This window comes from Streptomyces sp. NPDC094143 (assembly GCF_040303825.1).
In the GTDB taxonomy this organism is placed as follows: Bacteria; Actinomycetota; Actinomycetes; order Streptomycetales; family Streptomycetaceae; genus Streptomyces.
In genome coordinates this window covers 1-21,157 of sequence record NZ_JBEOTZ010000044.1, presented here as the reverse complement: position 1 = coordinate 21,157, position 21,157 = coordinate 1, and the positions used below count along the sequence as shown (strand labels likewise).

Below are 21,157 nucleotides of genomic sequence, written 5' to 3'. Positions count from 1 at the left end.
GGGTGCCCTGCATCCGATGGAAACAACGACTGGAATCAGGACAGAATTCCCAACCGGTCCTCCAATTTTTCTGATCATGCAGTACCCTGTCGGGCCGCCGTCCGGCCCGAAGGGAGACGCGATGTCGTTGGAGCGTGCAGAGGTGCAGGTCAGGCCGGGAGTCGAAGCGGACCTCTCGGCCCTCACGGCCCTCTACAACCACTACGTACGGGAGACGGCGATCACGTTCGACACCGCGATCTTCACTCCGGAGGAGCGTCGCCCCTGGCTGCTCTCCCACCCTGAAGACGGGCCGTACCGCCTGATGGTTGCCACGGACCGGGACTCACAGGAGCTGCTGGGCTACGTCACGTCCAGCCCGTTCCGCCCCAAGCCGGCGTACGCGACCTCCGTGGAGACGACCGTCTACGTCGCGCCGGACGCCGGCCGCCGCGGCATCGGCACCCTGCTGTACGAGGCGCTCTTCGAGGCCCTGTCCGGCGAGGACCTGCACCGGGCCTACGCGGGCATCGCCCAGCCCAACGAGGCGTCGACCCGGCTGCACGAGCGCCTCGGCTTCCGGCACGTCGGCACCTACCGGGAGGTGGGCCGCAAGTTCGGGCGGTACTGGGACGTGGCCTGGTACGAGAAGCCGTTGCGGGGCGGTCAGCCGAACTGAACCGACCGCTTCGCCAGCCCCATCCAGAATCCGTCGATCACCGACTTCTGCGCGTCCAGCTCCCCCGTGGCGTCGGCCGCGCCCATGGTCACGAACAGCGGGGCGAAGTGCTCGGTGCGCGGGTGGGCCAGCCGCCCGGCGGGCGACTTGCGGGTGAAGTCGAGCAGGGCGTCCACGTCCCGCGCCTCCAGCGCCCGCCGCCCCCAGTCGTCGAACTCGGCCGACCAGGCGGGGATGCCGCCCTGCCGGAGCGCTGCCAGGTTGTGGGTGAAGAAGCCGGAGCCGACGATCAGCACGCCCTCGTCCCGCAGCGGGGCGAGCCTGCGGCCGATCCCCAGCAGCCGGACCGGGTCGAGCGTCGGCATGGAGACCTGGAGGACCGGGATGTCCGCGCCCGGGTACATCTCGACCAGCGGGACGTACGCGCCGTGGTCCAGACCCCGGTCGGGGACGTCCTGGACGGGCATGCCGGGGGCGCGAAGCAGCTTGCGTACCGACTCGGCGAGCTCCGGCGCGCCGGGTGCGCCGTAGGTCACCTCGTAGTAGTGCTGCGGGAAGCCCCAGAAGTCGTAGACGAGCGGGACGGTCTCGGTGGCACCGAGCGCGAGCGGGGCCTCCTCCCAGTGCGCGGAGACCACCAGGATCGCCTTCGGGCGGGGCAGGCCCGCGGCCCAGGCGGCCAGCTCACCGGGCCAGACGGGGTCGTCCGCCAGGGGCGGGGCGCCGTGGCTGAGGTACAGAGCGGGCATGCGCTCCTGAGTGGCGGCGGACATGCTGCGGCTCCTTCCGTCCGTGTACTTGAAAACTGTACGACGCACTTGTTTAAAGTTCAAGGAGAGTCCGCGTAGAGTGGAACCCATGAAGGCACCCGCATCCGCACCGGCAACCGGCTCCACCGCGGAGCCCCAGGAACCGCGCTGGCTCACCGACGAGGAGCAGCACGTGTGGCGCTCGTTCATGGAGGGCGTCACCCTCCTCGACGACCATCTCGACCGTCAGCTCCAGCGCGACGCGGGCATGCCGCACATCTACTACGGCCTCCTGGTCAAGCTCGCCGAGGCGCCGCGGCGGCGGCTGCGGATGACCGAGCTGGCGATGCTGGCGAAGATCACCCGCTCCCGCCTCTCGCACGCCGTCGCGCGTCTGGAGAAGAACGGCTGGGTGCGCCGTGAGGACTGCCCCGACGACAAGCGGGGCCAGTTCGCCGTCCTGACCGACGAGGGCTACGAGGTGCTGCGGCAGACCGCGCCGGGCCATGTGGAGGCCGTGCGGCAGGCGGTCTTCGACCGGCTCAGCCCCGAACAGCAGAAGTCCCTCGGCGAGATCATGCGGATCATCGCCGAGGGACTCCAGCCGGCCGAAGCGGGTGCGGACCTGCCCTGGCTCCGCTGAGCCGGGGCAGGTCCCGGATTCCGTGGGTACGGGGCGTCCCCTTCCCCGTGCCCACGGGTGGCCCGAAGTGCCCGAGCAGGGCCCGAAGGGGTGGGTGCCGCCGTCAGTGGGCGACGACCGGGATCTTCACCTCGTCCGCCGCGTCCGCGTCGGAGCCGGTCACCGCGGCCATGTTCGGGCGGCCGGCGTTGACGAAGGTCAGGGCGATCGCGGCGGCCACCACGAGGATGCCGACGGCGAACCAGATGGCACTGGTGTAGCCCCGCACCATGCCCTCCAGCTGGACCAGCTGCTGCTGGGACCGGCTGGTCGCCCCCACGATGTGGTCGGCGATGTAGGACGTCGTCGCCGAGGCGGCGATGGTGTTCAGTAGGGCCGTGCCGATCGCGCCGCCCACCTGCTGCGAGGTGTTGACCATCGCGGAGGCGACACCGGAGTCCCGGGGCTCGACGCCCTGCGTGGCCAGCGACATGGCCGGCATGAACGCCGTACCCATGCCGAGGCCGAGCAGCACCATCGCCGGCAGCAGCAGGGCCGCGTACGAGGAGCCGATCTCCAGCTGGGTCAGCAGCAGCATGCCGAGCGCGGCGACCAGGAAGCCGGGGCCCATCAGCAGGCGCGGGGCGACCCGGGTCATCAGGCGGGTGCCGATCTGGGTGGAGCCCGTGATCATGCCCACGATCATCGGCAGGAAGGCGAAACCGGTCTTGACCGGCGAGTAGCCCTTCACGATCTGCAGGTAGTAGGTCAGGAAGAGGAACAGGCCGAACATCGCGATGATCGCGAGCCCGAGGGAGAGGTAGATGCCCCCACGGTTGCGCTCGGTGACCACGCGCAGCGGCAGCAGCGGGGCCTTGACCCTGGACTCGACGACCACGAAGGCCAGCAGCAGCACCACCGAGGCGACGAACATGCCCACGGTCACGGCGTCGCTCCAGCCCTCCGACTCGGCGCGGGTGAAGCCGTAGACCAGGGCGACCAGGCCGAGGGTGGAGAGGATCACGCCGGGGATGTCGAGCGGGGAGCGGTTGCGGCCGCCCTCCGGCTCACGGATGACGAAGTAGGCACCGGCCGCGGCGATGATGGCGAACGGGATGTTCACGAAGAACGTCCAGCGCCAGTCCAGGTACTCGGTGAGGAAGCCGCCCAGGATCAGGCCGACGGCACCGCCACCACCGGCGATCGCGCCGTAGATGCCGAACGCCTTGGCGCGCTCCTTGGCGTCGGTGAACATCACGGCCAGCAGGGAGAGAGCGGCGGGCGCGAGCAGGGCGCCGAAGACGCCCTGGAGGGCGCGGGCGCCGAACATCATGGCCTCGTTGGTGGCGGCGCCACCGAGCGCGGAGGCCGCGGCGAAGCCGCCCAGGCCGACGACGAAGGCCTTCTTGCGGCCCCACAGGTCGGCTATCCGGCCGCCGAACAGCAGCAGACCGCCGAAGGCGAGGGCATAGGCCGTGACGACCCACTGCCGGTTGCCGTCGGAGATGCCGAGGTCCTGCTGGGCGGAGGGCAGGGCGATGTTCACGATGGTCGCGTCGAGCACGACCATCAGCTGGGCGAGGGCGATGAAGACGAGCGCTTTCCAGCGATTGGCGTCCGGGACGCTTGGGGCCTTGACGGCTGTTTCAGACATGGGGATACCCACTTCGGGACTTCGTGACGGAAAAAGGGCGACGAAAGGTACGGGCTCGTCGACGGTGACGGCCGCGGGGACTGTCGTCGTGTTTCAGACGGCTGGAACGAGCTGAACTAATCGGTCAGTGGACTGTGGTCTGGACTGGACGGTCGGTCGGGATGGGACTGACGGTCAGGACGGGGCCGCGATCAGGACGGGCGGGGCTGGACTGTCGTCTGGTCGGTCAGGGGCGGCGCAGGTCCTCCAGGGTCACGGCCGTGCCCGGCAGGGCGGAGCGGGCGGGGGCCCGCAGCCCGTCCAGGAACAGCTGGAGATGACGGTGGACGAAGCGGTCGGCACGGAAGCAGTCCGTACCGGCCGGGGGCCTGCTGAGCTGGGCCACGGCGATCATGACGTCCCCGACGTCCACGTCGGAGCGGAGCTGCCCGGCCGTCCTGGCCCGGTCCATGACCTCCGCGACCTGCCGCTCGACCCGCTCGCGCGCGGCCTCCAGGTCCGGGTGGTGCTTGTCGAACGTGCTGGAGACCATCGGGCACAGCGCGCTGATCCGCTCGTCGGCGGCGGCGTGCACGAAGCGCTCCAGCGCCTCGAACGCGTCGCCGGTCTCGGCGAGCGCGAGCTCCGCCGCGGCGGTCGTACGGTCCATGACGGAGCAGACGACCTCGCGGACCAGCGCGTCGCGGTCCGGGAAGTGGCGGTACACCGTGGCGTTGCCGACGCCGGCCCGGCGGGCGATCTCGTCCAGCGGCACCTCGGGGCCGTGCTCGACGAACATCTCCCGGGCGGCGGTGACGATCCGCTCCCGGTTGCGCAGGGCGTCGGCGCGGGGCCGGGGTGCCTTGCGCTGCACGGGGGTTGCGGTCTGCACGGCGTACTCCTGATCGGTGGGTCCTTCTTCGTTCCGCGATCCGGGGAGGGGTTCCCCGTTTCGCGCGGACACATGGCTAAACGGGGAGTAGGTCCCCGGTATTTCCTGCCAACGAGGAAATTATCTGTGACCTGGATCACATCATCCGCAGTGCGCGGGGGCTACTCACCGGAAACCCACGATCGGTCTCCCCCAACGGGCGCCCCCGCACCCCGCGACGCAGGGTGATCGCAAGGGTGCAGCCGGAGACCGGAGGCTGCCGTGGCGCGGGAGGTCCCTTGCAGGTGCCCGACATGCAGCCACCTCCACCGAGGCCCCGGCCGAGCCGACCGGGCACGTGCGCCCCTCCGGGACACCGGATACCCCGGCGGCGACTGGCCGCCCTGGCCTGCGTGTCCGCCCTGACCTTCGCGGTCAGCACCTCGGCCGGCACGGCCCACCTCGCCCCGGGCCCCACGCCGGCCGGCGCGGGCCCGATATCCCTGTCCCGCACCTCCGCCCACGCCCTCTGCCTGATACGCGGCGCCCGCGAGGTCCAGATGTCCGAGGGCATCCCCACCTCCGAGGGCTACTCCCGCTCCACCGGCACCGTCCGCGCCCTCACCCTGATGATCGACTTCTCGGACGCCCCCGGCGAGGGCAGCGCCCGGGACCGCTTCCGGGAATTCTTCCCGCAGACCCGCGACTGGTTCCGCACCAGCTCCTACGGCCGCCTGGACTACCGCCCCGAGACCCCCGTCCCTGGCTGGCTGCGGATGCCGAAGTCGTTCCGCGAGTACGGCATAGAGCGCGGCGCCCCCTTCGAGCCCGGCTACCGCGCGCTGGTCCAGGACCTCGTCGCGGCGGCCGACCCGAAGGTGGACTTCGGCGACTACGACCTGCTGAACGTCCTGGTCACCCCGAACGCCGGCCCCTCCGCCCTGGACACGGTCCTGTCCGTCACCTTCGCCGGCAACCCCGACGCCCCGAGAGCCGACGGCACCGCCGTGGCCAACGCCTCGTTCGTCTACTCCCGCCAGGACGACGGCTCCGGCTCGTACCACCGCACCGGCTACCGCGTCCTCCCCCACGAGAACGGCCACGTCTTCGGCCTGCCCGACCTGTACACCGCCGAGGGCGGGAGCGCGGTCGGACACTGGGACATCATGAGCGAGGACTGGGGCGCCAACAACGACTTCCTCGGCTGGCACAAGTGGAAGCTCGGCTGGCTGGACGCGACCCAGGTGCACTGCGCCACGTCCTCCGGCCCGGCCGAGTACACCCTGACCCCGCTGGCCCGCGCGGGCGGCTCCAAGCTGGTCGTCGTGCCGTTGGACTCCCGGACCGGTTACGCCCTGGAGCTGCGTACGCGCGGCGGCAACGACGAGGCGGTGTGCCGTCCGGGCGTGCTGGTCTACAAGGTCGACGCCGAGGTCGACACGGGCATGGGCCCGGTCACGGTCCACGACTCCCGCCCCGACAGCGGCGGCTGCACCCGCGCCCCCAACGTCCACGCGGAGCTGTCCGACGCGCCCCTCGTCCCCGGGGAGACCTTCCGGGACGCGCGCGGGGGCGTCACGATCGAGGTGACGGGCGTGGACGGGGAGGGCAACCACCGGGTACGGGTGACGCGGAAGGAGCAGGCGCGGCGGAGCTAGGGGTACGTACGGCAGGGAGCGCGCCCCCTCGGACGCCGGCCAGCCGGTTCGCGATTACGGTGGGCCTGCCCCGACCGCCGTACCGGAGAGCCGATGCCACCGAAGCCCACGCCCCAGCCCGCCGAGGGGTCCGCCCCACCGGCCGACGAGAAGGGCACGCGGGCAGGGGTCACGGACACGCGGGGAACCGCACCTGTGGACACCACGCGGGTGCCGCCCCGAGGGTGGGCCGGTGCCGCCGCCCCGGCGGAGGCGGTCACTCCACTCATCCGCGGCATCGCGGTACTGCGCGAACTGACCGACGCGAACGGCACGCTGAGCCTGAGCGCCCTGGAACGGGCCACGGGCCTGGCCCGCTCCACGGTCGACCGCGTCACGGCCACGCTCGCCCGCATGGGCTACGTCCGGGTCGACGGCCGGGACGTCTTCCTGGCACCCCGCCTGATGGAACTGGGCAACGCCTACCTGGCCGCCCTGCGCCTCCCCTCCCTCCTCTCCCCCGCCGCGGACGCCCTGGCCGACGAACTGGACGAGTCGGTCTCCCTGGCGGTCGCCGACCGCGACGGCATCCGCTTCGTCCACCAGGCGACCCGCCGCCGCGCGATGTCCCTCAGCTTCCGCATCGGCGACCTGCTCCCCGCCGAACGCACGGCCCCGGGCCCGCTGTTCGCGACCGAGTGGACGGCGGCGGACTGGCAGCGCTGGCGCGAGCGCAGGGCCGCGGATCCGAGGGACCTGTCCTTCACGGCCGTACCGCCCCGCAGGACCGGGACCGACGCGGCGTACGACCAGGACTTCGTCCGCCGCACGGAGGAGGCGGCGGCGAACGGCTGGGCCCTGGACGACCAGCTGATCGAACCGGGTCTGGTGGCGCTCTCGGTCCCGGTCCACGCGGCCGGCGCACCGGGAGGAGAGCGGGGACAGGTGGCGTGCGTGGCGAGCGTGGTCAGCCACACGAGCCGCCACACGGCCGAGGGCCTGCGGACGAACCTGCTGCCGAGGCTGCGCTCGGCGGTGGCGGAGATGGAAGAGGAGCTCCACCGCACCCCACCCCCGGAATCCGGCCGGCCCCCCGCCGACCTGGCACTGTGGACCGGCGCCTCCAAACTGCAGCTCGGCCGCGACTTCATCGAGTCCCTGGCGCGGGGCCTGACGGTCCTCACGGCGTTCGGCGAGGGCAGGCCGGAGCCGACCCTCACGGAGGTGGCCCGGGCGACGGGCCTGGCCAGGGCGACGGCACGCCGGGCCCTGATCACCTACGAGCACCTGGGCCTGGTGACCACGTCCGACCGCGCCTTCTCCCTCACCCCCCGCGTCCTCTCCCTCGGCTTCCCACCCCTCTCCCGCACGACCCTCCCGGAGATCGCCCAGCCGTACCTGGCCGCCCTGACGTCCCGCATCCACGAGTCGACGGCACTGGCGGTGCTGTCGGATTCGGGCGAGGAGATCCAGTACACGGCGAGGGTGGCGACGGGCCGGGTGATGAGCGTGAACATCACGGTGGGCGCGAGGCTCCCGGCCCACGCGACGGCATCGGGCCGGGTCCTCCTGGCGGACGCCGGCACCTCGGTCCACGCCCGGGGCTACGCCTTGGTCGACGAGGAGCTGGAAAAGGGCCTGCGCTCCCTGGCGGTCCCGATCCGCAACCGCGAGGGCAGGGTGGTGGCGGCCCTGAGCACGGCGATGCACGCGAGCCGCCGCTCCCCGCAGGAGTGCGTCAAGGACCTCCTCCCCGAACTGACGGCCACAGCCACCCGCATCGAGTCCGACCTCCACACAGCCGCCCGCTTCACCCACGTCCCCCTGACCTGACCCCCACACCCGCCCGACTGCGATCCGGTACGCTGACGCCTGTGGTCTTTCCCGGACCACCGGCACGCCGCCGCTCCTCGCGTCCGCTGCCACTGCCTTCGTAGCTCAGGGGATAGAGCACCGCTCTCCTAAAGCGGGTGTCGCAGGTTCGAATCCTGCCGGGGGCACAGAGAAAAGGGCCAGCTCAGGAGGGGTTTCCTCCCAGGCTGGCCCTTCGTCGTTCCGGGGGTCGTGCCACACGCGTGCCACTACGCGCTACCAGGTCTGGAGCCCCATCCCTCAGGGCGTGTCCGACGGGTCGCGTGACACAGCACCGCCCATCGAAGTCCCGGACGAAGTCCTGGTGGCTCTCGCCCTCGGCCCGACCCAGCCGCTGCCGAACTGTACGGTCCGCTCCCCCGCGCCATCCGGTATCCCCTACGGGCCCCGAGGGGGTTTCTCCCTTTGCTGTCCGGGGGGTCGCTCCATGTCCCGGCGGAGCGGCCGACGGGCATGATCCATCCATGACTTTACGGCGAACAAGTATCCGGATTTCGGCTGGTGCGGCGGTTCTCGGCAGTGTGTCCGCCCTGGTGGCCCCGGTCTCGGCGGCGGCCGGCTCCCACAGCGAGCGGGCACAAGGCGGGGCCGTCGTCTCCGTCGAGCAAGCGGCCGACCTCGCAGCGGAGGAAGTGGCCGGGGAACTCCGTGGAAAGATCGACTCCTCCCAGGTCCGCTACGGCGTGACCGCCTATCGGGTCACCTACCGCACCACTGACAGCGCGGGTGCCCCCACGACCGCGAGCCAACTCGTCGTCCTGCCCAAGAACGGGGCGCGCCGCCTGTCCACCGTCTCCTGGCTGCACGGCACCACCGTCTACCGCAAGGACGTCGCCTCGGAGAATCCGAAGTCGAACGACCGGCTCGTCGCCCTGCTGTTCGCCTCCACCGGGCGGGCCGTTTCGGCGCCCGACTACGTGGGCCTCGGCTCGGGCGAAGGCTTCCATCCCTACGGTGACCCCCGGGCCACCGTCGCGGCCTCGGTGGACGGCCTGCGCGCGGCCCGGACCTTCGTCCACCGCAACGGCCGGGAGCTGAAGCGGAAGGTTCAGGTCAGCGGGTTCTCGCAGGGCGGCCCCGCGACCATGCTGGTAGGCCGGGCGCTTCAGCAGAAGGGCGCCGACCGCTACTTCAGGCTGGGGGCACTCGCCCCGGTCAGCGGCCCCTACGACCTCTCGTCCTTCGAGGCCGCCGCAGCCGACGACAAGATCGCCAGATCCGGCATCTACCTCGCCTACTTCGTCACCGCCTGGAACAGGATGTACGGCCTTTACACGTCACCCGGCGACGTCTTCCGCTCCCCCTACGACAGCAAGGTGGAGGCTCTCTTCGACGGCCACCACACCGCCGGGCAGATCCTCAGCGAACTGCCGGCGGCCTCCAAGGACCTGTTCACCGAGGACTTCCTGAACAAGATCCGCAAGCCCGACGGTGTCCTGAAGGACAAGCTGCGCCCGATGGACAACACGTGCGACTGGCGGCCGAACGTACCGGTGGAGATCTTCCACGGACGGGGCGACAAGGACGTCGACTTCAGTCACGCGGCGTACTGTGCCGACCAGCTGTCGAGGAACGGCGCCGCACGCCGACTGACCGACGTCGGCGACTTCGACCACAACGAATCGGTCCGGCAAGCCCTGCCCCGGATCGTCAGGTTCTTCGACGAGTCGGCGAAGACCGGCTGAAGCGCGCCACCGCCGACGGCCGGTCGGACGAGGGGTGCGCCCGACCGCGCCGTTCGTCACATGTCGGACATGCCCTAGTCCGGAGGCGCCTCACCCTCACTCTCGCGGATCATGGCACCAAGGCGATCAGCGATGACCCGGTCCCGGTCACTGGTCATGTGCTGATAGATCAGCGCAGCCCGGGAGCTGCTGTGCCCCATCCTCGTCATCCTCGTCATCAGCTCTCGCGTGCTGGCCCCGGCCGTCGAGGCCAGCGTGTTGCCCGTGTGCCGAAGATCGTGGAAGTGCAGTTTGTCCGGGTCACGATTGTCCTCCGGGTGGAATGAGGGCACGGAGTCGGGCGATCTCCGCTTGGTCAGCGGCCCGTAGCGCTGCCTGCTCAGCGAGCTTCGCGTTGAGCTCGGTCACCTTCGCGTCGAGGCGGTCGCGTTCCTCTCGGCCTGTTGTCGGACCTGCCGCGCAAGAACTGCCGGATCATCGCCGAGGGGGCCGGGGACAGGACCCCGGACGGCAGGCAGCACCTGCTCGGCAGGGCGAAGCGGGATGCCGACCAGGTCCGCGACGAGGTGGGTGACTACGGCAGGGTCTACGCTGTGACCTGCGGCCACCGCATGATCGTTTGTCTTCACACACCGATGATCAACGGTGGCCGCACCCGTCTCCACACCGCGTCAGGTCGCGCAGCGTCTGCCGGCCGTCCTGCGTATCGGAGGGCTTGTGCAACGTGGCGAAGTCTGGTGGGTCCAGTTCGACGAGCGGAGGTTGGTCGTACTGCTGTCAGGAGACGACGCGTCCGGGTTCCGGGCGATGCAGGTCGTCGCTCCGGCGGGCCTCGACATCAGCGGTCTGGGCATCGAAGTGACGGTCGGCGCCGGTGAAGGCTGCCGCTCGAAGGCGTGCTGCGGCTCGCGTTCCCGCGTCCAGGCTTCACCCCGTGCACGTGGCTGACCACCGTGTCCCGGGACGACCTGATGGAGCGGGCGGCCGTCCTGTCCTCCAGGAAGCTCAGCGAGATCGACGATGCCCTCCGACTCGCTGAACAAGCACAGGAGCGGACCCCGGCAACGACCGCGAAGCTCAGGGAGATAAGGGACGCCCTCCGTCGCGGTGAACTCGGGTAGACGGAGAAGGAGCCGACGCCCGCGACGGCATGGGCGATCTCGGGCGAGATGATCCACGCTGGACACCTGCCGCCTCGACGCCCCTCACCATCGAGATCACGATCTACGGCTGGAGTACCAGGCGCTGGCTGACGGGCCCGTGGTCTCGTCTCGTCGAAGATGGGCCAGCCGTCCGCCTCCACGGTCCCTGCCGCGGGAAACAGGCCACGGACCAACGCCTCGTCCGCAACGCCCGGACGCTGGCGGGCTCATGGAGGTTCAGGTACTCCCGGTCGGACAGGCGCACCACCGCGCCCTCGTCGAAGTAGCCGTCTGCGATGGCACGGCCGGGTGCCGGCTGGAGCAGCAGACATGGACAGGCCGCCCGGTGCCCGGCACGCCGCAGCGTCAGCGTGCTGCTGCACCCGGCGTAACCCCGTACCCGATCGTGACGGTGCCCGAAGCACCAGCCGTGCACCGTGCCGTCCACCGCTATGCGGCGGACCCTGCCTGCTTCCCCTGACGGCACCGCAGGGGTGAACCGCGGTCGAAGTGTGACTCTCCTCTCGGCAGCCGGGTTTTCAGGTGTTCGCCGTCGCCGTGAGCTCTGATGTCTCCGGCCGCGGCAGATCCTCATCAGGGCAGGTCACAGCGCTGCGCGCCCTGGTGCGGGCAGGAAAGGGCGCTTCTGGGGAGCGCGATATCTGTGGTCGTGGCTACAGGTATTGGGGCGGGGCGTGGTGATTATTCCGCGCAGCGCGAATCGGGGGCAATTCGATGATCACGCAGGGCCGATCGTGCCGTGCTAGTGTCTTTCTCAGTTGCAGGTGTGGTTGCCAGAAGGTTCATTTCCTACGGGGTAATCATCACGGCGACACGGAATTCGCACAGGGCGTTTTCCCGACACCGCCTCCGAAGGAGAAACAAAATGGCTACTGGCACCGTGAAGTGGTTCAACGCGGAAAAGGGCTTCGGCTTCATCGAGCAGGACGGCGGCGGCGCCGACGTCTTCGCCCACTACTCGAACATCGCCACCCAGGGCTTCCGCGAGCTGCTGGAAGGCCAGAAGGTGTCCTTCGACATCGCGCAGGGCCAGAAGGGCCCGACGGCCGAGAACATCGTCCCCGCCTGATAGCGCGGTTGACGCATACTTCGCAGCTGGGGCCCGCACCTGATGGGGTGCGGGCCCCGGCTCGCTGCTTTTCGGGGCAGGACTGCCTTCGGCTCTTCGACGGTGACGCATTTCCGTCGGCCCGGCTCGCCCCCTCATCACATCCGGCTCGTCTCGAGATTCTCTGCGCCGCTCCTCTGCTGCGGGAATTCCTTGCCACGTGCCCCACAAGGAAGGTCTCATCCCGCATGAAGCGCGCCCGCACGTCCCAGAACTCCCGCACATCCCGCACGTCCCGTAGTTATGACCGATTCGGAGGCGGCGGCGATGGCGGCCGCTCCGGCGGTCCGCGCCGTTCCCAGGGTTACCAGGGTTATGGGAATCGTCAGGGCGGGCGGGGCCTGCAAGGCGAGTTCGCGCTGCCGAAGACGATCACGCCCGCACTGCCCGCCGTCGAGTCGTTCGGCGAACTGGGCATGCCCGACGGGCTGTTGGCCACGCTCGGCCACGAAGGCGTGACGGTTCCGTTCCCGATCCAGGCGGCGACCCTGCCGAACTCGCTGGCCGGCCGCGACGTGCTCGGCCGTGGCCGCACCGGCTCGGGCAAGACCCTCGCGTTCGGCCTCGCCCTGCTGGCCCGTACCGCGGGACGGCGTGCCGAGCCGCGACAGCCGCTCGCCCTCGTCCTCGTCCCCACCCGCGAGCTGGCCCAGCAGGTCACCGACGCGCTGACGCCGTACGCCCGCTCCGTGCGCCTGCGGCTGGCCACCGTCGTCGGCGGGATGTCCATCGGCAGGCAGGCCGGTGCGCTGCGCGCCGGCGCCGAGGTCGTCGTCGCGACGCCCGGGCGGCTCAAGGACCTCATCGACCGGGGCGACTGCCGGCTGGGCGATGTCGCCATCACCGTTCTCGACGAGGCCGACCAGATGGCCGACATGGGGTTCATGCCGCAGGTGACCGCCCTGCTGGACCAGGTGCGTACCGACGGCCAGCGGATGCTCTTCTCGGCCACCCTGGACCGCAACGTCGACCTGCTGGTCCGCCGTTACCTGTCGGACCCGGTGGTCCACTCGGTCGACCCGTCGGCGGGCGCGGTCACCACGATGGAGCACCACGTCCTGCATGTGCACGGCGCGGACAAGCACCGCACCACCACCGAGATCGCGGCGCGGGACGGCCGAGTGATCATGTTCCTGGACACCAAGCACGCGGTGGACCGGCTGACCGAGCACCTGCTGAGCAGCGGGGTCCGGGCCGCGGGCCTGCACGGCGGCAAGTCCCAGCCGCAGCGCACGCGGACCCTGGCCCAGTTCAAGAGCGGGCACGTGACGGTGCTGGTGGCGACCAACGTCGCGGCCCGCGGGATCCACGTGGACAATCTCGACCTGGTCGTCAACGTGGATCCGCCCACCGACCACAAGGACTACCTGCACCGCGGCGGCCGTACGGCCCGCGCCGGCGAGTCCGGCAGCGTCGTCACGCTGGTGACCCCTGATCAGCGGCGCGGCATGACCCGGCTGATGGCCTCGGCGGGCATCACTCCCCAGGTCGCCCAGGTGCGGTCGGGTGAGGCGGAGCTGAACCGCATCACCGGCGCCCAGGCGCCTTCCGGTGTCCCGGTCGTCATCACCACGCCGCGCGCGGAGCGTCCCGGCGGGGCGTCTTCGCCGTCCCGGAGCCGTCGGGGCGGCCGGGCGCGCCCGGGCCACGCCGGCCAGGGCGGGGCCGCCGGTGAAACGGCGGCGCGTCGCAGGTCGCAGCGGCGGCCCGGCTTCGGCTCGGCCGCTTAGGACCGCTGTGACCGCGAGCCGATCCCTTCCCCAGCCGGAGGCACATGTGACACCGACTCAGACCACGCACCATGCGGTGGGTTCCCGCGCCACGGCCGTGCGGGACGAGCCGGGCGCGTTCGGGCCCCGGGTCCGTGACGACATGACCGTCGAAGTGGCGCTGTCCCTGATGGCCGGGGCCCGTGTCGATCACCTCGTCCTCTGCGACGGGGACGACCAGAGCACGGGCCTGATCTCCCTGGCCCGGCTCGCCGTGCTCAGCGGCAGTCCTGCCTATACGGACCGGATCCGCCTGCGGGACGTCCTCGGCGGGCCCCTCGCCTAGACCGGTCAGGCCGTCCCCTTCCCCTCTGTGAGGCATCATGCGTTGTGTCATCGCCCGGTATCCGTTCGACCTGACCAAGAGCGGTGTGCTGGACTCGATGAAGGGTGTCGCCCCCGAGCTCGTCACGGGCGAGTCCGTGACCATCGGCCGCCGCCGCTACCCGGTCAAGCAGGTGGGCCAGGTCATCACCCGGCAGGACCGTCGGGACTTCACCAGCGGCGAAGTCGTCCGGGCCCTGACCCGCCTGGGCTTCACGTGTCACGAGCAGCCCGGGAACACGCCGGCGCCCGTCCTCACTCCGCTCCAGGCGGCTTCGGCACTGCTTTCGGGTGCCGCCGCCTCCGCGGATGCCCCCACGCAGGGGTGAGACCCGGCGGGAAACCGCCACCACAGACCCGATGAGGGCCCTGCCGACGCGCGTCGGCAGGGCCCTCGTCGTCGTGTCGCCGCCCTCGTACGTCCTCTCCGGTCGCCCGCTCTCGCGTGACGCGGGCGTCGGCGATCCACGATCTGCAGTCTGCCGCCGAAGAAAATCTACTCTTGCCGCTGTAGACATTGCTCCTCGGTCCGGCTAACCTTGGTCTCGTTGACACGGTCAAGTGAGACCCGGCAGACACGAACTGGCGGGTAGTTCCCCCGTAGGTCGAAGGAAGGGAGCAAGACGCCATCAGGATCGCCCGGCCGGGTCAGTCCTCGGTCCGGGTACCGCAAGACCCCGGAATGGACGGTGATTCCCGGTCAGGCAGTCGCGATCCCCGCACCCCTCCCTCAGCCGGGCCGGGTAGCGGAAACAGAAGGTCGGCGCAGCATGAGGGCCGACAGATGGTGTTTCATTTCCTTCGGGGCCCTGGTGCCGTACGGCACCAGGGCCCCTCGACGCGTTGCGACAACGAGGTGACATGGCAGCAGATACTCCGCTCAGCGATCGTCTGGACGACGACGACTACCCCGCGTACACGATGGGCCGCGCCGCCGAGATGCTCGGCACCACGCCGGCCTTCCTCAGGGCCATCGGGGAAGCTCGCCTGATCACTCCGCTGCGCTCGGAAGGCGGGCACCGCCGGTACTCCCGCTACCAGCTGCGGATCGCCGCGCGCGCCCGCGAGCTCGTGGACCGGGGTACCCCGATCGAGGCCGCCTGCCGCATCATCATCCTCGAGGACCAGCTGGAGGAGGCCCAGCGGATCAACGCGGAGTACCGCCGCGCCGCGCACCAGGCGTCCGAGGGGTCGGATCCCGGTCAGGGCTGATCAGCCGAGCGAGCGGGATCCGGGAGCGTCGCCCCCCGGGGACCACCCGCGCGTGCGGCTCATGCCTCCTCCGCGCCGGGTGTCCTGAACCACACCTCCGCGGCAGAGCCCTGTCCGGTTCGACCAGGGCACCGTTTCACAGCAACTCCCTCATCTGAAGGGGCCGTTGAGCCCCCGTACGCCAGAGCGCAGTTCTGACTTCCCCTCAGGGACACGGCATCGATCTTGGCGCCCGTGCCGTCGGTGTGTGCCGCCTCACGCACCGAAGTGCCGCCCAAGTTGCCCAGCTCACTGCGCAAATGTCCCTTTGGCGTCCATGCTCGGTTCGTACGACGCCGGGCCCGGAAGTGGAGTACGGCGACGCCGACTTGGTACGCGCCAGGGTGAAGTGACCCACGCCACAGCCTTCGTGAGGCTGTCCTCCGGTTCCCTCCGGCTCTCTTCAGTTCCTCTCCAGCTCACCCCTGCTCTGCTCCAGCTCCCTCTCAGCTCCCTTCAGAAAGGTGCCGACCATGGCCGCTTACCTGTGCCCCCCTGCCGTGATCCACGGCGAGCACACCGTGAAGACCAGCCAGATCGTGGAGGAGGTACGGGCCCGGCACCCCCACGCGGCCTGGGCGTCGCGGATCGACGGCATCGCGGCCGGCACGGGCATCGAGTCCCGCGGCTGGATGCTCCCGCTGGAGACCGCCGTCGCGCCCGGGGACGGCAGCGGCCTGTGGCCGGCCGGCACCGGGCCCGCCCGGGAGGCGCTGGCCCGTGACGGGTTCGGCGAGCAGGACGTGGACCGCGTGATCGCCGCGCTGGAGGCGATACCCGCCCCGCAGACCGTCCAGGAGCGCACCGCTCCGGCCTGGGCCGCCGTGCAGTCCTACGGGGAGCGCGCGGCGCGCGGGGCCCTGCAGATCGCCGGGCTGGACACCGCGGACGTGGACTGCCTGATCACGAGCAACTCCACCACGCCGGCCCTGCCGGGGCTGGACATCGCCCTGGCCAACAGGCTGCCGCTGCGCAGCGACGTCCTGCTGCTGCCGGCCACGCAGTGGGCCTGCATCGCCGGGACCCGTTCCCTCGCGCTGGCGGCGGACCTCGTGGCCGCCGACCCCGACCGGGTGGTCCTGGTCGTGATCGCGGAGGCGCTGAGCACGACCTACCAGCCCGCGGACGACACCCTGGAGTCCCTGATCGTCCGGTTGCTGTTCGCGGACACCGCCGTCGCCGCGGTCGTCACGGGCCGCCCGCGGCCCGAGTCCGTGCTGCGGCTGGACGCCGCCTGGCACCACACCCTGCCCGGCACGCAGGACCTGCACCGGCTGGAGACGCGGGCGGACGGCACGCACTTCGTGATGGACCGGCGCGGGCCGCGTACCGTGCAGGAGACGGTCACCGCGATGTGGGGGTGGCTGCGCGCCCGCTACGAGGACGACCCCGGCTCCTGGCACCCCGACGTCCTGCTCGCGCACCCGGGCGGTACGCGGGTGCTGGAGTACATGGAGCAGACGATGCCCGACGGGTGGCCGTCGGGGCTGCTGGACCACAGCCGGGACAGCTACACCAGCGGAAACCGCGGGGGCGCCGCCGTCTTCGACATCATGCGCAGGGCCCACGACGCCGGTCAGGAACCGGGCAGCCGTGCCGTGCTCTACGCGGCGGCTCCGGGCCTGACGGCCACCGCACTGGAAGGCGAGTGGCTGTAACCACCGGTGCGGCCGCGGTCCCCGCCGCCTGCGGTCGCCGCGGCGGGCCGCGGCCCCAGTCGTCACCCGCAGCCACCGCGGCGGGCCGCGGCCCCAGTCACCACCCCCAGCCCCCCACGACGGGCCGCAATCCCCGTCACCGCCTCGGTCGTCATCGCCAGAGCCGGGTGCCGGTCCTCACCTCGCGACCGCCGCCCAGACCACCTTCCCGGTGTCCGTCCACCGCACGCCCCAGCGGGTGGTGAGCCGGTGGACGACGTGCAGGCCCCGGCCCGCGTCGTCGAACGGTTCGTTGCGGCCCAGTCGCGGTCTGCCGTTGCCGGTGTCGCCCACCTCGCACAGCAGCCCGTGCCCGGTCCTGATCAGCCGTACCGTGATCGGGCCGCCGCCGAAGCGGACCGCGTTGGCGACCAGCTCGTCGACCACCAGCACCACCCGGTCCCGGGTGTCGGGCCGGGTGCGCCACCGCGCCAGCAGCGTGGAGACCAGTGCGCGGGCCCGGGCGGCCGCGTCGTCGCGGGCGGGCAGCCGCCAGGTCGCGGTGTCCCCCTTGCGGTAGCCGAGCATGCGGGCGAGCAGCAGGGTCACGTCGTCGCGCCGGCGCGCGGGCGCCAGGGTGGAGACGACGTGCCGGGCGGCCTGGGGCAGGTCGTCCCAGGGGTCCACCGCGGACACGGCGTCCGCCAGCCTGGCGATGCCCTCGTCGATCGACAGGGCGGGGTCCTCCACCAGGCCGTCGGTGTAGAGGGCGAGCAGGGAGCCCGGGGGTGCGGCGAAGGTGTGCACGTCGAACGGCTCCCGCAGCGCGAACTCGGCACCCAGGCCGGGGTGGGGCCGGATCGGCAGCGGGGCGGCGGGCCCGTTCGGGGGCGCCAGGATCGGAGGGAGGTGGCCGGCGCTGGACAGCGCCACGTGCCGGCTGACCGGGTCGTACACGGCCACGCAGCAGGTCGAGCCGAGGGCGCTGTAACCGGCCGCCAGGCCGGAGTCCGCGTCGTCCAGCAGGGACACGGTCTCGTCCAGGTGCTCCAGCACCTCGTCGGGCGCCAGCCCCGCGGAGAGCAGGGCACGGGCCTCCATGCTCAGCTGCCCCATGGTCGCCGCGGCCCCCAGGCCGTGTCCGACGACGTCGCCGACGACGAGGGCGGTACGGCCGTCGGGCAGCGGGAAACTGTTCACCCAGTCGCCGCCGACGCCCGCGCTGTCGGGGGTGGCGGGCTGGTAGACGCTGGCGGTCTCGATGGTGTCGCCGCCGGTGCGGGGCAGCAGGCGGCGTTGCAGGGCCAGTACCTGCGTGTGTTCGCGCTGGTGCTGGCGGGCCAGGTCGACGTGGTGGGAGGTCCTGGCCACCAGTTCCCGCAGGTCGAGCAGCTCGCCGTCGTGGAAGGGCCGGCCCGCCCGTCGCCAGACCTCCGCCACGCCCAGGACGGCGGGCGGTGTGCTGTCCAGGACCAGCGGGATGAACGCCACGGCGGCCGCCTGGTCGCCGGGGACCAGGGCGCGCACCAGCCGCGGGCCGCCGAGGACCCGCTCGATGGCGTCCCGGTCGGGTATGACGATCGCCTGGGCCGCGTCGTCCCGCCGTATCACGTGGGACAGCAGGCGGCTGGCGTCGCCGGGGAGGTCGTCGCCCGGGGTGACGTAGCCGTCCGGCCACGCCCGGTCCGGGACCAGGGCCGCCCGCCGCAGCCGGATGCGTCCCTGCGGCTGCCTGGCGACCGCCTCGCCGGTCCACACGGCGAAGTCGAGGTCGACGGCGGCGACGTCTCCCCAGGCCAGCAGCGACTCCGCAAGGGACTGCGCGGTCTCGCCGATGTCCAGCGAGGTGCCGATCGCGGTCTCGGCGGCGTACAGGTGCAGCCTTTTGGCCATGGCGATCAGGGAGACGGTCAGGCCCTCCTGCGGCGCCGCGGCGGCCAGGATGCTCATGGAGACCACCAGCTCCGACCCATCGGCACGCCGCAGGCGCTGGACCCGGGCGACGTGCGGCTCACCGGTCTCCAGGACCTGGCGCAGTCGCCGGGTGACCGTCGGCACGTCCCCCGGAGGCAGCAGATCGACGAACGGGCTCCCGGTCGCGGCCTCCACCCCGGCGAAGACGGGGGCGCCCAGGTTGCAGCGGGTGATCCTGAGGTCGCGGTCCAGGTTGACCGCGCCGAGGATCTGTTCCTGGCGGGCCGGGACGGGGTCGGCGGACACGAGGGAGCGGGCGGGCGGGTCGCCCTGCGGGGCGGCAGAACCGGCGGACGTTGCCGCTCCGCCGCGTGGGATGTACTTCCCCAGGGCGCTGCTGATCATGTCGAACGGCGACGAGGACGAGGATCCCGACATTCCTGACCGCACACCTCATTCAATAACAGGTACCGACACTTCGCCCACATCAGCGATCAGGGCCGAGGATCCGCCGAGGGGTGGCCTGATCCGGAAGGGATTCGAAACATTCGACGAGCGGAAGTGATCAGTCCGGGGCCATCATCCCCACGACGGCTGCCCGAGAGACCGCCGCCCCTGCTCAGGGACCCGGCAAGCAGGGGAATCCGGCAGGATTCGGAGCCCAGAGCCCGACGAATATTTCGAAACTCTTACCGAAACTGTTGACAGTTGTCAGGGCCCGGCCAACACTCCCGATGACCGACGAGGCGAAGGAGGAAGCGCCCCCCATGAACACGCTGTCGAATCGCTTACGGCTGCTCATCAGCAGTGTCTGCGCCATGCTGCTGGTGACCGCGGCCGCCAGTACCGCCCACGCCGACACGGTGGTCACGACCAACCAGACCGGCACCAACAACGGCTACTACTACTCGTTCTGGACCGACGCCCCGGGCACGGTCTCCATGACCCTGTCCAACGGAGGCAGCTACAGCACCTCGTGGCGGAACACCGGGAACTTCGTCGCGGGCAAGGGCTGGAGCACCGGCGCCCGCCGCACGGTGACGTACTCGGGCAGCTTCAACCCGTCCGGCAACGCCTACCTGACGCTCTACGGCTGGACGGCCAACCCGCTCGTCGAGTACTACATCGTCGACAACTGGGGCACGTACCGGCCCACGGGCCAGTACAAGGGCACCGTCACCAGCGACGGCGGCACGTACGACATCTACAAGACCACGCGGTACAACGCCCCGTCCGTCGAGGGCACGCGCACCTTCGACCAGTACTGGAGCGTGCGGCAGTCGAAGCGGACGGGCGGCACCATCACCGCCGGCAACCACTTCGACGCCTGGGCCCGCGCCGGCATGCCCCTCGGCAACTTCAAGTACTACATGATCATGGCGACCGAGGGTTACCAGAGCAGCGGCAGCTCCAACATCACCGTCCGATGACCGGGCGGACGGACTCGCGCCCCGCACCGCGCGCCCTGCTCAGGAGGCTGACCGTCCTCGCGACGGCCATGGCTGCCACGGCCGCCGCCCTCACCACCACCGCGACCGCCGCTCCCCCGCGGCCGGCCGCCTGCAACGGCTACGTCGGACTCACCTTCGACGACGGCCCGTCCGGGAACACGACGAGGCTCCTCGACGCGCTCCGCCAGAACGGGCTGCGGGCCACGATGTTCAACCAGGGCCAGTACGCCGCCGCCAACCCGTCCCTGGTCCGGGCGCAGGTGGCGGCCGGGATGTGGGTGGGCAACCACAGCTACACCCACCCGCACCTGACCCAACTGGGCCAGGCGCAGATCGACTCCGAGATCTCCCGGACCCAGCAGGCGATCGCCAACGCGGGAGGCGGCACACCGAAGCTGTTCCGCCCGCCGTACGGCGAGACCAACGCGACCGTGAAGTCGGTCGCGGCCCGCCACGGCCTGACCGAGATCATCTGGCACGTCGACTCGCAGGACTGGAACGGCGCGAGCACCGACGCGATCGTCCAGTCCGCGGCCCGCCTCACGAACGGGCAGGTCATCCTCATGCACGACTGGTCCGCCAACACCCTGGCCGCGATCCCCCGCATCGCCCGGGACCTGGCGTCCAGAAGCCTGTGCGCGGGCATGATCTCCCCGCAGACGGGCCGCGCCGTGGCCCCCGGCTGATCCGGGCGCCGACCACGAAGCACCACCCCCAGGGGGGGGGGGGGGGCCGCGGGCCGGGGCCCCCCCGCCCGCCCCCCCCCCCCCCCCCCCCCACCAGCGGGGACCCCCCGCCCGCGCCCCCCCCCCC

General features: G+C 71.3%; 17 protein-coding genes, 1 tRNA gene and 3 pseudogenes. 16 read left to right on the top strand and 5 right to left on the bottom strand.

The annotated features are described in order from the left end of the window. Nucleotides 1–121 precede the first annotated feature (121 nt). On the top strand, nt 122–658 hold the full coding sequence (locus ABTZ58_RS34945) for a GNAT family N-acetyltransferase (RefSeq protein ID WP_351365849.1): 537 nt from the start codon (nt 122–124) through the stop codon (nt 656–658). Here ABTZ58_RS34945 and ABTZ58_RS34940 read toward each other — a convergent pair. Then, the gene (locus ABTZ58_RS34940) at nt 646–1,431 is read right to left on the bottom strand and encodes a dioxygenase family protein (RefSeq protein ID WP_351365846.1); all 786 of its coding nucleotides are present in this window, start codon (nt 1,429–1,431) and stop codon (nt 646–648) included. The genes ABTZ58_RS34945 and ABTZ58_RS34940 overlap by 13 nt on opposite strands. Nucleotides 1,432–1,516: 85 nt before the next feature. Between ABTZ58_RS34940 and ABTZ58_RS34935 the strand changes: the two genes are divergently transcribed. Then, nucleotides 1,517–2,050 (top strand): MarR family winged helix-turn-helix transcriptional regulator, encoded by a 534-nt coding sequence (locus ABTZ58_RS34935; protein WP_351365843.1) that lies wholly within the window; start codon nt 1,517–1,519, stop codon nt 2,048–2,050. Between the two features lie 103 nt (nt 2,051–2,153). On the opposite strand, the gene ABTZ58_RS34930 is transcribed toward ABTZ58_RS34935, so the two are convergent. Both ABTZ58_RS34930 and ABTZ58_RS34925 read right to left on the bottom strand, forming a co-directional pair. Then, nucleotides 2,154–3,683, bottom strand: a complete 1,530-nt coding sequence (locus ABTZ58_RS34930; RefSeq protein ID WP_351365840.1) for an MFS transporter — start codon at nt 3,681–3,683, stop codon at nt 2,154–2,156. 226 nt (nt 3,684–3,909) lie between these two features. Further along, nucleotides 3,910–4,554, bottom strand: a complete 645-nt coding sequence (locus tag ABTZ58_RS34925; RefSeq protein ID WP_351365837.1) for a TetR/AcrR family transcriptional regulator — start codon at nt 4,552–4,554, stop codon at nt 3,910–3,912. A 293-nt stretch (nt 4,555–4,847) separates the two neighbouring features. Between ABTZ58_RS34925 and ABTZ58_RS34920 the strand changes: the two genes are divergently transcribed. The 4 genes from ABTZ58_RS34920 to ABTZ58_RS34905 all read left to right on the top strand — a co-directional run bounded on the left by ABTZ58_RS34920 (nt 4,848) and on the right by ABTZ58_RS34905 (nt 9,727). After that, nucleotides 4,848–6,191 (top strand): M6 family metalloprotease domain-containing protein, encoded by a 1,344-nt coding sequence (locus ABTZ58_RS34920; protein WP_351365834.1) that lies wholly within the window; start codon nt 4,848–4,850, stop codon nt 6,189–6,191. 93 nt (nt 6,192–6,284) lie between these two features. Further along, nucleotides 6,285–8,003 carry an IclR family transcriptional regulator domain-containing protein gene (locus ABTZ58_RS34915; protein ID WP_351365831.1) on the top strand — a complete coding sequence of 573 codons (1,719 nt, stop codon included), beginning with the start codon at nt 6,285–6,287 and terminating at the stop codon, nt 8,001–8,003. Nucleotides 8,004–8,097: 94 nt separating this feature from the next. Beyond that, nucleotides 8,098–8,170, top strand: a tRNA-Arg gene (locus ABTZ58_RS34910). Between the two features lie 336 nt (nt 8,171–8,506). Beyond that, nucleotides 8,507–9,727, top strand: a complete 1,221-nt coding sequence (locus ABTZ58_RS34905; protein ID WP_351365828.1) for a lipase family protein — start codon at nt 8,507–8,509, stop codon at nt 9,725–9,727. 74 nt (nt 9,728–9,801) lie between these two features. Here ABTZ58_RS34905 and ABTZ58_RS34900 read toward each other — a convergent pair. After that, a pseudogene (locus ABTZ58_RS34900) lies at nt 9,802–10,020 on the bottom strand (site-specific integrase); the annotation flags it as partial. A gap of 138 nt (nt 10,021–10,158) precedes the next feature. Between ABTZ58_RS34900 and ABTZ58_RS34895 the strand changes: the two are divergent. From ABTZ58_RS34895 to ABTZ58_RS34860, 8 genes and pseudogenes are all read left to right on the top strand, one after another. Then, nucleotides 10,159–10,305 (top strand): annotated as a pseudogene (locus tag ABTZ58_RS34895) (IS701 family transposase); the annotation flags it as partial. Between the two features lie 139 nt (nt 10,306–10,444). Further along, nucleotides 10,445–10,848 (top strand): annotated as a pseudogene (locus tag ABTZ58_RS34890) (type II toxin-antitoxin system PemK/MazF family toxin). A gap of 907 nt (nt 10,849–11,755) precedes the next feature. Next, on the top strand, nt 11,756–11,959 hold the full coding sequence (locus tag ABTZ58_RS34885) for a cold-shock protein (protein WP_028799214.1): 204 nt from the start codon (nt 11,756–11,758) through the stop codon (nt 11,957–11,959). A 227-nt stretch (nt 11,960–12,186) separates the two neighbouring features. Further along, complete coding sequence (locus ABTZ58_RS34880) at nt 12,187–13,728, top strand: DEAD/DEAH box helicase (RefSeq protein ID WP_351365825.1); 1,542 nt, start codon at nt 12,187–12,189, stop codon at nt 13,726–13,728. 76 nt (nt 13,729–13,804) lie between these two features. Next, nucleotides 13,805–14,053, top strand: coding sequence for a CBS domain-containing protein (locus tag ABTZ58_RS34875; RefSeq protein WP_502996178.1), 249 nt, complete (start codon nt 13,805–13,807; stop codon nt 14,051–14,053). Between the two features lie 37 nt (nt 14,054–14,090). Continuing rightward, the gene (locus ABTZ58_RS34870) at nt 14,091–14,420 is read left to right on the top strand and encodes an SCO5918 family protein (RefSeq protein ID WP_351365822.1); all 330 of its coding nucleotides are present in this window, start codon (nt 14,091–14,093) and stop codon (nt 14,418–14,420) included. A 532-nt stretch (nt 14,421–14,952) separates the two neighbouring features. After that, a complete protein-coding gene (locus ABTZ58_RS34865) occupies nt 14,953–15,303 on the top strand; it encodes a helix-turn-helix domain-containing protein (RefSeq protein WP_309095303.1) in 351 nt (116 codons plus the stop codon). A 512-nt stretch (nt 15,304–15,815) separates the two neighbouring features. Continuing rightward, nucleotides 15,816–17,000, top strand: a complete 1,185-nt coding sequence (locus ABTZ58_RS34860; protein WP_351365818.1) for a beta-ketoacyl-[acyl-carrier-protein] synthase family protein — start codon at nt 15,816–15,818, stop codon at nt 16,998–17,000. 177 nt (nt 17,001–17,177) lie between these two features. On the opposite strand, the gene ABTZ58_RS34855 is transcribed toward ABTZ58_RS34860, so the two are convergent. Next, complete coding sequence (locus tag ABTZ58_RS34855; protein ID WP_351365815.1) at nt 17,178–19,331, bottom strand: ATP-binding SpoIIE family protein phosphatase; 2,154 nt, start codon at nt 19,329–19,331, stop codon at nt 17,178–17,180. A gap of 329 nt (nt 19,332–19,660) precedes the next feature. Between ABTZ58_RS34855 and xynA the strand changes: the two genes are divergently transcribed. Together xynA and ABTZ58_RS34845 are read left to right on the top strand one after the other, a co-directional pair. Further along, nucleotides 19,661–20,323 (top strand): endo-1,4-beta-xylanase XynA, encoded by a 663-nt coding sequence (xynA, locus tag ABTZ58_RS34850; RefSeq protein ID WP_351365812.1) that lies wholly within the window; start codon nt 19,661–19,663, stop codon nt 20,321–20,323. Continuing rightward, nucleotides 20,320–21,030, top strand: coding sequence for a polysaccharide deacetylase family protein (locus tag ABTZ58_RS34845; RefSeq protein WP_351365809.1), 711 nt, complete (start codon nt 20,320–20,322; stop codon nt 21,028–21,030). Before xynA ends, ABTZ58_RS34845 begins: the two co-directional genes overlap by 4 nt. Nucleotides 21,031–21,157 lie beyond the last annotated feature (127 nt).